10 protein-coding genes and 7 tRNA genes are annotated in these 13,950 nt (G+C 31.8%); all 17 read right to left on the bottom strand.

The annotated features are described in order from the left end of the window. Positions 1–329: 329 nt before the first annotated feature. The 17 genes from glmS to UF10_RS00005 all read right to left on the bottom strand — a co-directional run bounded on the left by glmS (position 330) and on the right by UF10_RS00005 (position 13,886). Positions 330–2,156 (bottom strand): glutamine--fructose-6-phosphate transaminase (isomerizing), encoded by a 1,827-nt coding sequence (gene glmS, locus UF10_RS00085; protein ID WP_106775837.1) that lies wholly within the window; start codon positions 2,154–2,156, stop codon positions 330–332. A gap of 806 nt (positions 2,157–2,962) precedes the next feature. Next, positions 2,963–4,315: a phosphoglucosamine mutase gene (glmM, locus tag UF10_RS00080; protein WP_106775836.1), complete on the bottom strand. Its 1,353-nt coding sequence runs from the start codon at positions 4,313–4,315 to the stop codon at positions 2,963–2,965. 678 nt (positions 4,316–4,993) lie between these two features. Next, positions 4,994–5,548 carry a 2-oxoacid:acceptor oxidoreductase family protein gene (locus UF10_RS00075; RefSeq protein WP_106775835.1) on the bottom strand — a complete coding sequence of 185 codons (555 nt, stop codon included), beginning with the start codon at positions 5,546–5,548 and terminating at the stop codon, positions 4,994–4,996. Then, a complete protein-coding gene (locus UF10_RS00070; protein ID WP_106775834.1) occupies positions 5,549–6,313 on the bottom strand; it encodes a thiamine pyrophosphate-dependent enzyme in 765 nt (254 codons plus the stop codon). After that, positions 6,313–7,374 (bottom strand): 3-methyl-2-oxobutanoate dehydrogenase subunit VorB, encoded by a 1,062-nt coding sequence (locus tag UF10_RS00065; protein ID WP_106775833.1) that lies wholly within the window; start codon positions 7,372–7,374, stop codon positions 6,313–6,315. Before UF10_RS00065 ends, UF10_RS00070 begins: the two co-directional genes overlap by 1 nt. A gap of 19 nt (positions 7,375–7,393) precedes the next feature. Then, positions 7,394–7,609, bottom strand: coding sequence for a 4Fe-4S dicluster domain-containing protein (locus UF10_RS00060; RefSeq protein WP_106775832.1), 216 nt, complete (start codon positions 7,607–7,609; stop codon positions 7,394–7,396). 50 nt (positions 7,610–7,659) lie between these two features. Further along, on the bottom strand, positions 7,660–8,337 hold the full coding sequence (locus tag UF10_RS00055) for an ATP-binding protein (RefSeq protein WP_106775976.1): 678 nt from the start codon (positions 8,335–8,337) through the stop codon (positions 7,660–7,662). Positions 8,338–8,400: 63 nt separating this feature from the next. After that, the gene (gene buk, locus UF10_RS00050) at positions 8,401–9,483 is read right to left on the bottom strand and encodes a butyrate kinase (protein ID WP_106775831.1); all 1,083 of its coding nucleotides are present in this window, start codon (positions 9,481–9,483) and stop codon (positions 8,401–8,403) included. Positions 9,484–10,757: 1,274 nt separating this feature from the next. Continuing rightward, positions 10,758–11,672 (bottom strand): CdaR family protein, encoded by a 915-nt coding sequence (locus UF10_RS00045; protein ID WP_106775830.1) that lies wholly within the window; start codon positions 11,670–11,672, stop codon positions 10,758–10,760. Between the two features lie 12 nt (positions 11,673–11,684). Then, a complete protein-coding gene (gene cdaA / locus UF10_RS00040) occupies positions 11,685–12,542 on the bottom strand; it encodes a diadenylate cyclase CdaA (RefSeq protein WP_106775829.1) in 858 nt (285 codons plus the stop codon). Positions 12,543–13,272: 730 nt separating this feature from the next. Next, positions 13,273–13,346: transfer RNA gene (locus UF10_RS00035), tRNA-Arg, on the bottom strand. A gap of 18 nt (positions 13,347–13,364) precedes the next feature. Beyond that, positions 13,365–13,439: transfer RNA gene (locus UF10_RS00030), tRNA-Gly, on the bottom strand. An 18-nt stretch (positions 13,440–13,457) separates the two neighbouring features. Then, positions 13,458–13,534 (bottom strand) — tRNA-Asp (locus UF10_RS00025). A gap of 7 nt (positions 13,535–13,541) precedes the next feature. Continuing rightward, positions 13,542–13,617: transfer RNA gene (locus tag UF10_RS00020), tRNA-Val, on the bottom strand. A gap of 12 nt (positions 13,618–13,629) precedes the next feature. Further along, positions 13,630–13,703, bottom strand: a tRNA-Gly gene (locus tag UF10_RS00015). Between the two features lie 14 nt (positions 13,704–13,717). Continuing rightward, positions 13,718–13,789: transfer RNA gene (locus UF10_RS00010), tRNA-Glu, on the bottom strand. Between the two features lie 21 nt (positions 13,790–13,810). Next, a tRNA-Met gene (locus UF10_RS00005) sits at positions 13,811–13,886 on the bottom strand. Positions 13,887–13,950 lie beyond the last annotated feature (64 nt).

The following is a 13,950-nucleotide window of genomic DNA, read 5'->3' as shown; positions in this document are numbered from 1 at the left end:
GATACACCTTTATATTAAATATTTTAAAAGTAGGATAATTTCTATAAATAGCCTATAATCCCATTTCTTATGCTAAAGCTATAAAAAAGTACAAACTCCTACTATACTTTTATATACTTATTTGAGCAATATGTCAACATAAATCTCAAAAAAACAAGAAAAGATTTTTAAAGCTGCTTCTATACACTAAATTAAAGGTGGGGATGATTACACCCCCACCTAATTTTACTAAATAATTCATCATCTAGGGGAATTTTTAATTAATTCTTATAGATTTTATACTTAATCTTCCCTGATACTTATTTATAGCTTGCTACAGACTACAAATACTACTCAACAGTAACTGACTTTGCTAGGTTTCTTGGCTTATCTACATCTAATCCCTTAAGTGAGGATACATGATAGGCCAAAAGCTGCATTGGAACTACAGCCAGTATTGATACCAACAAATCAGATGCATTAGGTATATATATAACTCTATCTGTAACATTTTCTACTGCCTTATTATGTTCTTTGGCAATTGCAATTACATTTGCCCCTCTTGCCTTTACTTCTTCCATATTAGATACCATTTTTTCAAATAGTCTATCTTGTGTTGCAATGGCAATTACTGGTGTCCCTTCCTCTATCAAAGCTATTGTTCCGTGTTTTAGTTCACCAGCTGCAAAGGCTTCTGCATGAATATATGAAATTTCTTTTAATTTTAAAGAACCCTCTAAAGCTAAACAATAATCTATCGCTCTACCTAAATAGAATATATGTTGTTTTTCCTTTATTTCTTCAGCAATTTCTTTTACTAAATCATTGCTCTGTAAAACTTTCTCTATTTCTTCTGGAAGATCTAGCATTTCTTTAATTACTTTTTTATACTCTTCTATATCTATAGTGTTCATTTCTAAAGCAAAGTTAAGTGCTATCATATAAAGTGACACTACTTGAGTTGTGTAAGCCTTTGTTGATGCTACTGCTATCTCAGGTCCTGCCCAAGTATAGAATACATCATCTGCTTCTCTAGCTATTGAAGAACCTACCACATTTGTTACTGCAAGTATTCTAGCTCCCTTTTTCTTTGAATCTCTAAGAACTGCAAGAGTATCTGCAGTCTCGCCAGACTGACTGACTAAAATTACCAATGAATTTTCATCCACAAAGTTTTCATTATATCTAAACTCTGAAGCTATATCAGCTACTACTGGTACTTTCATAAACTTTTCAATTGCTACCTTACCAAGCATTCCAGCATGATAAGCAGTACCACAAGCTACTATATATATTCTATTTATTTTATTTAGTTCTTCCTTAGTTATTTTTATACTGTCTAATACAATCTTTCCATCTTCATCAAGTCTTCTTTCTACAGTATCTCTGATTCCCTGTGGTTGTTCATGTATTTCCTTATTCATAAAGCAGTCATATCCACCTTTTGATGCGGCTTCTATATCCCAAGTAACATGGAATAATTCTTTTTTTACTACTTCTCTATTTTCATTATATATTGTTATTTTATTTCCTTTTATATGTACTGTTTCGCCATTTTCTAAAAAGTAAACGTCTCTAGTATACTTCAAAAGAGCTGGTATATCTGATGCTATAAAAAATTCATCATCTCCCACTCCAACAACTAGCGGAGAATCCTTTCTTACAGCTACTAATTCATCTGAATGTTCTTGAGACACAACACCTATAGCATAAGCACCTCTTAGCTTATTTGTCGCTTCAAAAACTGAATCCAAAAGATTTCCCTTATAATATCTTGATATTAAATGAGCTATAACTTCTGTATCAGTCTTTGAAAGAAATTCAATTCCTTCACTAATAAACTCTTCTCTAATATCAGAATAATTTTCTATTATACCGTTATGAACAACAGCAATAGATTTATCTGAATTAAAATGAGGATGTGAATTTTCATCTGATGGCTCACCATGTGTTGCCCACCTAGTGTGACCAATTCCCAAATGTCCTTCTACTGGATTTTTTTCTAAATCATCGGCTAATACTGCTAGTCTTCCCTTAAACTTTCTTATTTCAAGACTATCTCCAGTATTAATCGCTATACCAGCAGAGTCATACCCTCTGTATTCCAACTTACTTAGACCATCGATTATTACATCGCTAGCCTCTCTTTTTCCTAAATAACCAACTATACCACACATATAGTTACCTCCTAAAATATTTAATTTTAAGAAATGGTCACCTGTTAGGTCTCTTTTGTCGATGGGATCTCTCCCAAGTTTTGTAGAGACTTTACGGAAACAGGCATCCCGCGAAGCACCCGCCGAATACTCGATAAACTTCGTCCTCGTCAACTTTTTATATATACTTTCTTTACTCATAAAAAGTTCTGGCGCTAGAGGTATTTCCCCTTTTACTTACTATCTGACCAATTCTATTACTTGGACTTAGACACACAACTTAGATCTCGACACAGACAAATGCCAGTCATACTCAAGGCAATGTTTTGTGGCAATAGACTCACATGTGATACATCTATAAATGTGTATCAAAAAATATTTCTGTCCAATAACTTATTATACCAAATAATACTACAAAAACGCAAATATTATTTTATTTTTATATTTAAAATGGATTTTTATATGTATTTTTTTATATGGATTTCTATATAATTAATACTATTTATATAGTTTTCACTAAAAAAAACTAACTTATTTAATTTCTATAACTATTTTATACAATTGATTTTTAAGCCATTGAGTTATTGATACTATCTTTTAATTTATTAAAATCCAACAATTATAAACTTATATTCTAAAATAATTAATCTATACATCAAAGGCTACATTTTTAAATAAGCAATCTATAATATAAAAAACTACTTTTAAATGATAATCCATATCCATATTCTCTATTAAAGTATATCAAAAATCTTTATTAAATAATTAATCTATATATTAAAAGCCCCAGATAAAATCTATCAGGGGCTTTTATAAACAAAAATTCCCTAACAACCTATTTTTTCTTTGATAATATCTGCAAGACCATTAGCCAAAGATAATATATGATCTTCATCCTTACCCTCAAGCATTACTCTTACTAGAGACTCTGTTCCAGATGGTCTTATTAAAACTCTTCCCATTCCGTCCATTTCCTCTTCTATAGCCTTTATTTCAGATGCTATTTCTTCTATTTCCATATAAGAATTTTTCATCTCATTTTTAACCTTTACATTGACAAGAACCTGTGGGTACTGATCCATCACACTTGCCTCCTGTGATAAAGTTTTTCCACTTTCCTTTAATATATTGGCTAGCACTAAAGAAGACATAGTACCATCACCTGTAGTATTAAAGTCCAAAAATACCAAGTGGCCTGACTGCTCTCCACCTAGACAGTATCCTTCTTTTAACATTTCTTCAAGAACATATCTATCTCCTACCTTAGTTGTTGATAAATTTATTCCATTTTCCTTGGCTGCTATAATCAATCCTAGGTTACTCATAACTGTAACTACCAAAGTTTCTTTCTTTAAAAGTCCTTTATTCTTCATATTTATAGCACTTAGAATCATTATCTTGTCGCCATCTACTATATTACCCTTTTCATCAACAGCTATCAGTCTATCCGCATCACCGTCATATGCAAGGCCAAGGTCTGCAGAGACCTCTACTACTTTCTTTTGAAGTCCTTCTGGATGAGTTGAACCACAATTATCATTTATATTATTTCCATCTGGCTCACAATTTATCTTTACAACATCTGCTCCCAATTCCTCAAAAACTGCAGGGGCAACTCTATAGGCTGCACCATTTGCACAGTCTAGCACTACCTTTAGTCCTTCAAAGTTAGTATTTATATGAGACTTTAAATAATCTACATAGTCTCTTGATGCATTATGATTAAATATTTTTTTACCAACATCTGCTCCAGTTGGATTTTTATCTATTAAATTAATATCATCTATATATTTTTCTATTTCCTGTTCTATACAATCAGCCAACTTAAAACCTTCGCAGTTGAAGAACTTTATACCATTATATTCTACTGGATTATGAGAAGCTGAAATAACTACTCCACAATCCGCTTCATATTTTCTAGTCAAGTATGCTACTGCAGGTGTAGGTATTATTCCTACAGTTATAACATCACAACCTACAGACATTAGCCCAGATATCAATGCTGACTCTAGCATATCACCAGAGACCCTTGTATCTCTACCTACTACTACCTTTATATGCTTTTCCTTGCCCTTAGTAAGTACGTAGCCACCTGCACGTCCTAGCTTATATGCTAATTCACAATTTAATTCAGTATTTGCTAGCCCTCTAACTCCATCAGTACCAAAATATTTTCTCATTTATATATTCTCCTTAATTTCCATCTTTATAATATTCAATTCTAAGGTATATCTTTTCACTCAATAAACTAAGTAAAAAGATATCTATTATGCAATATTTTAAATTTATTTTCAATTAAAAAAGTATCACCTATAATTTGCATAACTATTTACATTTTATCACAAAACCTTTACTTTAACCTAATTTTTTATATATATCATCTTTAATTATGCAATTCTTTTTTTAAATAATATTATTTTTTTCTTTATAAGTGTTATACTATTTTTTTATTATTTTTTTAAATCTTGATTTTACTATATTTAATAGTTTTCAAATGTAAGTAGTATGATTTTTATTATCTATCTTACTCTTTTTTAAGCTATTATTTTTTTATTATATAGCATTTTTCTTTAATCATAAAAGCAGGTCTTTTTCCTATTTATAATTAACTTGATATTTTATTACTAAATGGATAAAATTTTCCCTATAATCGTTCTTATTTTATATTTTCTAATAAATGCTTTACTATTTACTTTTATCCTTCAATATAAAAATTAATAGTAAGGTACTTATTTCTACTTTCTAAGTTGGACAACTTTTGGTAAGTCGAATTTATAGTTTTATTATTTATATAAGTTTTGTCTATAACATAAAAAAAGAGTGTGGAAATTTCCACACTCTTTTGATATTAACTTAAATTAGTTTTGCTGAGCCTTAACAGCATTGTATCCCATTTCAAGAGCTTGTCTATTAACAGGTATAAACTTTTCTTTTCTAGCACCAAATACTTTCTTGAATGCTTCAAGAACTGAATCTATAGTAACACTGTCATCTACTGCTAGGAAAGCACCAAGCATTACCATATTGGCAAACTTAGGTCCACCTAATTCATTTGACATACCTACAGCGTCTATATAATAAGACTTAACATCGTCTCTTTCTACCTTTTCATGAATCAATGAGCTGTTAATTAGTATTACACCATCTTTTACTACGTCATCTTCAAACTTCTGTAGTGAAGGTGAATTCATAATAACAGCAGCTGTAGCATCATCAGTGATGATTGGAGATCCTACTGGCTCATCTGAAATTGTAACAGCACAGTTAGCTGTACCACCACGCATTTCAGGTCCGTAAGAAGGTAACCAAGAAACTTCCTTGTTTTCTAGCATTCCGGCATAAGTCATTAACTGACCCATAGACATTACTCCCTGTCCACCGAATCCTGCACAAATAACTCTAGATGTACTCATTTACTTCTCCTCCTTTTTCGCAGCTTCTAAATCTATATCCTTGAAGTTCTGAACTGGATAATATGGTACCATATTATCTCTTAACCACTGTAATGCATCTACAGGAGTTAATCCCCAGTTAGTTGGGCAAGTAGATAGTACTTCTACTAGTGAGAATCCTAAACCAGCCTGCTGTACTTCAAATGCTTTCTTTATTGCCTTTTTAGCCTTTCTTACTTCACCTGGAGTGTCTACTCTTACTCTTTCGATGTAAGTAGCACCAGTTAAAGTTGATAACATTTCAGAAATTCTAATTGGGTAACCATGAATTGATGGATCTCTACCATCTTGACATGTAGTAGCCTTTTCACCTATCAAAGTTGTAGGTGCCATCTGTCCACCAGTCATACCGTAAGTAGTATTATTTACAAATATTACTGTTATATTTTCACCTCTATTAGCTGCATGAACTATTTCAGCAGTACCAATTGATGCAAGGTCACCATCACCCTGGTAAGTAAATACTGTGTGATTTGGTAATGATCTCTTAATACCTGTTGCAACTGCTGGAGCTCTACCATGAGCTGCTTCATGCATATCACAATTGTAGTAGTTGTATGCTAAAACTGAACATCCAACTGGAGCTACACCTACTGCATCCCCTAGCACATCTAATTCATCTAATGTTTCAGCTACTAGTCTATGAATTATACCATGAGTACATCCTGGACAGTAATGTGTCTGCGCATCTGTTAAACCTTTTGTCTTTTCGAAAATTACAGCCATTACTTAACACCTCCCATAATTTCTCTTGCTTTTTCTTTAATTACCTTTGGTTCTGGAACCATACCACCTGGTCTACCGTAGAAGTGAACTGGGCATCTTCCTGCAGTACCAATCTTAACATCGTCTGTCATCTGTCCCATACTCATTTCTACAACTAGTAGGTTCTTACAGTTAGGAATCTTATCAAATGCTTCAAATGGGAAAGGCCATACAGTCTTAGGTCTTATCATACCTACCTTGTAACCTTCTTCACGTAAGTCATTGATACAGTTTTTAACTACTCTAGACATTGTTCCGTATGCAACAAATACTAATTCAGCATCTTCTGTTCTATCCATTTCATACTGAAGTTCCTTTTCTTCTATAAGATCATACTTTCTCTGTAAGTGATAGTTATGTTCTTCTAGTATTTCTGGTGAAAGGTATAGAGAGTTTATAATGTTTGGTTTTCTCTTACCCTTAGTTCCTGTTGTAGCCCAATCCTTTTCAGGTAGCTCTCTCTTTGGTCTTTCCTTTTCAAAGTCAACTGGTTCCATCATCTGACCGATCATACCGTCTAGTAGAACCATTACTGGTGTTCTATATATATCAGCAACATCAAATGCGTCTATTATCATGTCACAAGCTTCCTGAACGCTTGCTGGAGCGTATACTGGAGTTCTATAGTCACCATTACCGCCACCTCTTGTAACCATGAAGTAGTCAGACTGTGAAGGCTGTATTGAACCTAGTCCTGGACCACCTCTTACAACGTCTAATATAACACATGGTACTTCTGCACCTGCGCAATAAGTTATTCCTTCTTGCTTTAGTGCTATACCTGGTGAAGATGATGAAGTAAGTACTCTAGCACCACTTCCTCCTGCACCGTAAACCATATTTATAGCAGCAACTTCAGATTCTGCTTGAACAAAAGTTCCGCCTATTGCTGGTAACTCTCTTGATAAGTATTCAGGCAACTCACTCTGTGGAGTTATTGGGTATCCGAAGAAATGTCTACAGCCTGCAACTATTGCAGCCTTACCAAATGCTTCGTTACCTTTCATTAGTATCTTAGCCATTAAAAATCCCTCCTAATTATTAATCTCTTTCTACTGTAATTACTGCATCTGGACACATCATTGAACAACTTGCACATCCTATGCATTCTTCCATTTTAACTACATGAGCAGGGTTGTAACCCTTAGAATTGACCTTAGACATATCTAGTTCTATTATCTTTTTAGGACATACTGATATGCAAAGACCGCAACCTTTACAGTACTTCTGATCAAAAGACACTCTACCTTTAGCCATTTGTATTGCCTCCTTAATTAAAATTTATCTTATTAATATATAAAAACACACTACATCATCCAGTCATCTCTTAGGTAAAGGTGAATTGGAATAACCTCTCCCTCAAAATCAGATGGAATATCTTTGGCTATCTCTTCAAGGCAAGAAATAAACTTGATTGGAATATTTCTAATCTTTGAAACTTCTCTACATACTTCTTGACCCTTTTTGACATCCTCTATTGTAGTTGCCTTGAGCATGTGAGTATTATTTATAAGGCCTGTGACCTTTAGCTTAGATGCTTTTTCTATCTCATCTATATACTCTATTATCTCTTTGGCATTTTGTGTTTTTTCCCTGTTTGCATTCACGACAAATAAAAAATCATAGTCGTCATCATCTATCATATTTCTGTATCTAGCTATTACCTTAGCGCCTGCCTTGTCTCCACCTAAATCTACTATATTATTGTAGTCTTTGTTGAGTAAAGGAGTATGAATTTCAGCAGAAAGTGCTGGTACATCTAACGTTGGAGCATCTACAGAGCTTGATATCACATGGATACCCTTATCTTCTAGAAACTTAGTCCTCTCTCTTGTTCTGAAGTAAACATTTACAACATCCAAGTCAGAAAGTGCTAGTTTTCCTTCAATTTGACCTCTTAATTTCAAGGCATAGTTAACTGAAAACTCACTCTTACCGCTACCGTAATGTCCCGTAATTATTCTTATTCTCTTTGTATTATCCATCAATACTTTCTCCTTATCCAAAATCTCAATCTCCTAATTTTGGCAAATTATAAATCGTAATGATTATTGCTCATCATAATTTTGAGCAACTTCTTCCCCTCTCATGACTCTTAAGCCACCAAGTGCAAGTGCAATCATTTCATCTTCACCAGGATAAACTTTTACATTTGCTATAAAGTTTACTCTTTCAGTTATCAAATCTGTAAACTTCTTAGAATATGCTATTCCTCCTGTAAGAAGTATTGCATCTACTTTTCCTGCCAATACTGTTGCTCCTGCACCAATATCCTTGGCAATCTGATACGCCATAGCCTTGTAAACAGTGATTGCTTTTTCATCACCATTTTCTACCATAGCTTCAACATCTCTTACATCATTTGTGTCAAGGTATGAAACTAATCCACCCTTTCCAGTAATCTTCTTTTTCATATCATATATAGTGTACTTACCACTGTAGCACATATCAACTAAGCTTCCAATTGGTATACTACCACTTCTCTCTGGAGAGAATGGTCCTTCACCATCCAAAGCATTTGCAACATCTACTACACAACCCTTTTCATGAGCACCTATAGAAACTCCACCACCCATATGAGCTACTATAAGATTTAAATCACTATACTTCTTTCCTATTTCATCAGCGTATCTTCTAGCTATTGCCTTTTGATTTAACGCATGGAATATACTTCTTCTTTCTATATCTGCAAGTCCAGACACTCTTGCTACAGGCATCATTTCATCAACCACTACTGGGTCAACTATGAAAGCAGGAATATTTAATTCTTTTGAAAATTCATTAGCAATTATCCCACCTAAATTTGAAGCATGCTGTCCTGACACTCCTACTCTTAGATCTTCCAACATAGATTCAGTAACACTATATGTACCGCCCTTTATTGGTTTTAGCAAACCTCCTCTACCAACTATACAATCTAGACTCTTTAAATCTATATTAGCTAGAGTAAGTTCACTTTCTATTACATCTTTTCTAAAATTAAATTGATCAGAAATATTTTTAAACTGTCCAATCTCATCAGATGAATGTCTTAAAGTCTTTTCAAATACTTCCTGATCGTTATCAAATACCGCTATTTTAGTAGATGTAGATCCAGGATTAATTGTAAGAATTTTGTAGATATCCTTCATTTTTACCTCCTAAGTAATAAAACCCTCTTTTTATGCTTGGAACTTTCAGGCTAGTATTATTTGCTTTGCCAACATAAACAATGTAATCTAATATTATGTATTTAGAGTAATTTAAAATCACATGTTAAGTCAATGAACCTTAGAAACACAAAAACGATTCTAGTAAAAGTCCATAGCCAACAATAAAACCAAGCCTACTTTGCCTTGAGATATAACGTTTTCATAAAATGCTCAATAGCTATTTGCAGTGCAAAACAACTTAATTGAATAAAAAACGTATAATGAAAATATTTTTTAAAATACCTATTAAATAAAAGTTATTTTTCTTAATTCCTATTTAAATGATTGTTAAAAACGTTTTCAAGATTGTTAAAAATAATCACATAATAAAAACTCTTAATGATATTACTAAATTTTCTATATATTCTCTTGAATTTATAAGTTTTTTGAGCTGTTTATTGTGTTATATTCTCTCTTTATACTTCTATTTTATATCTAAAATATAGAACTTGCAATAAAAATATTAAATTAACAAAGAAACGCTATTTAACTTTCTACAATTAAATTCAGTTTTCATTTAATTTATTCGCTTTATATCTCAATTTTTACTAGATATAATTACCTTTTTTTTAATTAGCACATCAATTTCAACAATTTTTTTAAACTTTATTTTTTTTTGTCAATTAGTGTATTTTTATAGTGTCTAAAATATTTATATAATCATTACCCTGTAAAAACAGACAATAAAATTCATGTTTTTTTGATCTTTAGATAAAAAATTTTTTTCAAAAATATGTTTTTTCTACTTTTATTTTTACTTCTTATTTTTATATTTAAATTTTTTTATTTTTTATCATTCTATATTTTCATAAATTTCAAGATTATTTTTTCTTTTTAAATTATTAAACTTTATTCTTTTTCCTTTTTAGCTATATATTTTTTTATTTATGGCTTCTTTTTACTACTTTATTTTCTAGTTGTCTATTAATTTTTTATTTCTTACATCTTTACTTAATGAGTTTTTACTAGACTTTTTATTTGAGGGTTAATTGTTTGCTAGTTGCTTATTAATCCTTTACTTATTTATTTAATAGCTAATTGTTTACTATATTATGTACCGATTCTTTATTTCTTATCTATTTATTAACTCTTTTTTATTATCATATTTATTTACTAACTTTTTACTTATATATCAGATATCTGATATCTATATTTATTATTACTATATCTTTTTTTATAAAAAAGGAGCTGTTCAAGCGAACAACTCCTCTTTTTTATTTCTTGGATATAGAAAGTTCTGATATATCCCCCTTGATTCTTACACTCTCAGGAATAGATATCTTAACCTTTTTATTTTCTAAGTTTTCTAGGTCTTTATCTCCTAGTTTTACTGTTTCTAAAGATTCTATAGATTTAATAAAGTCCTCTTTACCTTCTATTGTTAGCTTATCCGGAGATAGCTGAAGGCTTTCTCTATCATGCTCTTCGCCCTCATAATTTATTTTTACAGGAACTGATTTTTCTACAGTAAATGCAAGGTCAACATTGATCATTTTCTCACTGATTTCAACATCAACCGGATTATCATCTTTGTCATATGCTTCCAAACTCAAGTTAATTTTTTCATATGGCTTATCAGTTTTTTCATCAAATTTAAGTAGTGCTCCAACATAGTCCACCTTTGATACCAAAGTTCTTGGACCACTAACTTCTAGCTCAGAAAGCTCAGGGACTGCCTCTTCTACGCTTGGTTTAATAGAGTCTGGAATCTCAATTTTTACCTTTACTTTCTTACTTACTTTTTTCTCCAAATTAACAACATAAGTATTATCTTTTAACTCCCTAGATACTCTGTTAGAAATATTTGTTTTCAAATTTACTATATTCTGTCCTTCTACTGGATTTATTAATTCACCATATATATGGACATTGTTTTTATTTAACTTTTGTATTTCAGACAACTTTCCTTGAACCGTGATATCTGTCTTAAATTCTTCTTTCGGATAAATTACAAAATCATCATTTCTTACTTCGCTAGCATTTGTAATAGTGATAGGTATATTTTCTATAACCTTTTTTTCATCAGGATCTACTATAGCTATAACGTATAACCATAGCGCTAAAGCAGTAACTAGAGAAATGATTTTTATTCTAATATTGTTCTTTCTAGTACTATTCTTCATTGCCACTTTTCAACGCTCCTAATCTTCATTTTTTTTGAAAAAATCACTGAAAAAACCATATTCATTTTCTGATTTTTTCTTATAAAAGTTTTTCAAAATATTAAATAACCTTTCCCTCGAAACATTTCTATATATTTTACCTAATCTTGCAATAGAGACTGCACCTGTTTCTTCAGATACTATAAGAGTAAGACAGTCTGATATTTCACTTACACCAATACCCGCTCTATGTCTAGTACCCAAATCCTTGCTCAAATCCTTCCTTTGAGTTAATGGAAGAAAACAAGCTGCCGATTTAATCTTACTATCCCTTATAATCACCGCACCATCATGAAGAGGTGTATTTGGAACAAATATATTACAAAGCAACTGCATTGTAATATCACCGTCTATTCTAGTCCCTGTCTCCAAGATTTCATTTAATTTCGTTTCGCCTTCTAATATCACCAATGCACCAACCTTCCTACTGGATAGGTCATATATGGCATCCAACATTTCATTTATTATTTTGACTGTATTATCTTCTTCTCCAACTTTAGATTGAGAACCCAGTTTCTTGATACTAGTATTTCTTCCGATATGTTCAAGCCCTGCTCTAAGCTCTGGTTGGAAAATTATAAACGGTAAAATAAATCCAATTTCTAGAATTTTTACCAAAATCCAATATAAAGTATGTAATTTAAAAACACCACTTAATTGAGTTGCAACTAAAAGTATGATCACACCTTTAAATAACTGTTCTGCTCTGGTATCTTTTATAAAAATCAAAATTTTGTAAAAGATATAAGCAACAATTAAGATATCTATGACGTCGTTAATACTTATTCTAGAAATAATTTGGAAGAACTTATTCAAAACTAAACTAACTGACCACATTTATTTTCCCCCTGGCTGTATATTTTCTTATATATAAATTACCAGAATTCCTCTAATAATTATTAAAATCTATCTAACTTTTTCAAAGTATATATAGCTTTTTATATGCTTATTATTTATAGATACTTATCTTTTATAGACACTTACCTTTTATAGATACTTATCTTTTATAGATACTTATCTTTTATAGATACTTACCTTTTATAGATAATCTATAATCGTCTCTCTATTATTAATATTAACACATATACAAGATAATTATATATGATAAAACATAATTTTTACATAATTTTCACTAAAAAGCCTTTTCATTTTTTATCATCTTTTTTAAAAAGTGCTTTATAATCTATCAAATAATTGATGACCCCCTGCTAATCAAATTAAAAATAAATCTTTACATTATCTGTTTATTTTAATTATCTCTTTTATTTATAGATTTTTATATAGAGTATATATTTTAAAGTAATATCTTATCTAATTATATAAATCATTTTTTATATAATTAATATATTTTATATATATCTAATTCTAATTTTATTTTATAATTTACTTATATCTATAATATAAATACTTTTCCCTTAGAGTTAACTTTATCAGATACCTAATTTTCTATATTTTTTCTTTTGAAATATGATATAAAATCTACATATTAATATGTGCCTTACTTAAGTATTTAAATTTAAATATTTGAACATATAAAAAAACCCTACTATCTTTAGTAGAGTTGTAATGAGCGCACAGGGATTCGAACCCCGGACACACGCCTTAGAAGGGCGTTGCTCTATCCAACTGAGCTATGCACCCAAGTTATTAAAATCTATTTGGAGCGGGAAACGAGATTCGAACTCGCGACATCGACCTTGGCAAGGTCGCGCTCTACCACTGAACTATTCCCGCATTGAATAGTTTGAAAAATGGCGACCTGGAAGGGGTTCGAACCCTCGACCTCCAGCGTGACAGGCTGGCATTCTAACCAACTGAACTACCAGGCCGCGAAATTGGTGGGAGTAACAGGGCTCGAACCTGTGACCCCCTGCTTGTAAGGCAGATGCTCTCCCAGCTGAGCTATACTCCCACGAATCTATATTGGAGCGGGTGAAGGGGATCGAACCCTCACAGCTGGCTTGGAAGGCCAGAACTCTACCATTGAGCTACACCCGCGAAAATAAAAAAAATGACTCCTAGGGGAATTGAACCCCTGTTACCGCCGTGAAAGGGCGGTGTCTTAACCGCTTGACCAAGGAGCCAAAAAAAATAAAAATTTTAATTGGTTGCGGAGAAAGGACTCGAACCTCTGACCTTCGGGTTATGAGCCCGACGAGCTACCAACTGCTCCACTCCGCGATATTATATTGTTACTATACCTATTGAAAGCTTTTTCAATTATAATTTTTGTACCTTCAAAACT

Origin of the sequence: Peptostreptococcus russellii (assembly GCF_003012055.1) — a bacterium.
GTDB classification, from domain to species: domain Bacteria; phylum Bacillota; class Clostridia; order Peptostreptococcales; family Peptostreptococcaceae; genus Peptostreptococcus; species Peptostreptococcus russellii.
The sequence above is the reverse complement of the archived record's forward strand: the minus strand, read 5'-3'. Positions and strand labels throughout refer to the sequence as shown.

Excerpts from the sequence above, each read along its gene's own strand:
- glmS (WP_106775837.1), bottom strand. The coding sequence starts at position 2,156 with ATGTGTGGTATAGTTGGTTATTTAGGAAAAAGAGAGGCTAGCGATGTA.
- glmM (WP_106775836.1), bottom strand. The coding sequence starts at position 4,315 with ATGAGAAAATATTTTGGTACTGATGGAGTTAGAGGGCTAGCAAATACT.
- UF10_RS00075 (WP_106775835.1), bottom strand. The coding sequence starts at position 5,548 with ATGAGTACATCTAGAGTTATTTGTGCAGGATTCGGTGGACAGGGAGTA.
- UF10_RS00070 (WP_106775834.1), bottom strand. The coding sequence starts at position 6,313 with ATGGCTGTAATTTTCGAAAAGACAAAAGGTTTAACAGATGCGCAGACA.
- UF10_RS00065 (WP_106775833.1), bottom strand. The coding sequence starts at position 7,374 with ATGGCTAAGATACTAATGAAAGGTAACGAAGCATTTGGTAAGGCTGCA.
- UF10_RS00060 (WP_106775832.1), bottom strand. The coding sequence starts at position 7,609 with ATGGCTAAAGGTAGAGTGTCTTTTGATCAGAAGTACTGTAAAGGTTGC.
- UF10_RS00055 (WP_106775976.1), bottom strand. The coding sequence starts at position 8,337 with ATGGATAATACAAAGAGAATAAGAATAATTACGGGACATTACGGTAGC.
- buk (WP_106775831.1), bottom strand. The coding sequence starts at position 9,483 with ATGAAGGATATCTACAAAATTCTTACAATTAATCCTGGATCTACATCT.
- cdaA (WP_106775829.1), bottom strand. The coding sequence starts at position 12,542 with ATGTGGTCAGTTAGTTTAGTTTTGAATAAGTTCTTCCAAATTATTTCT.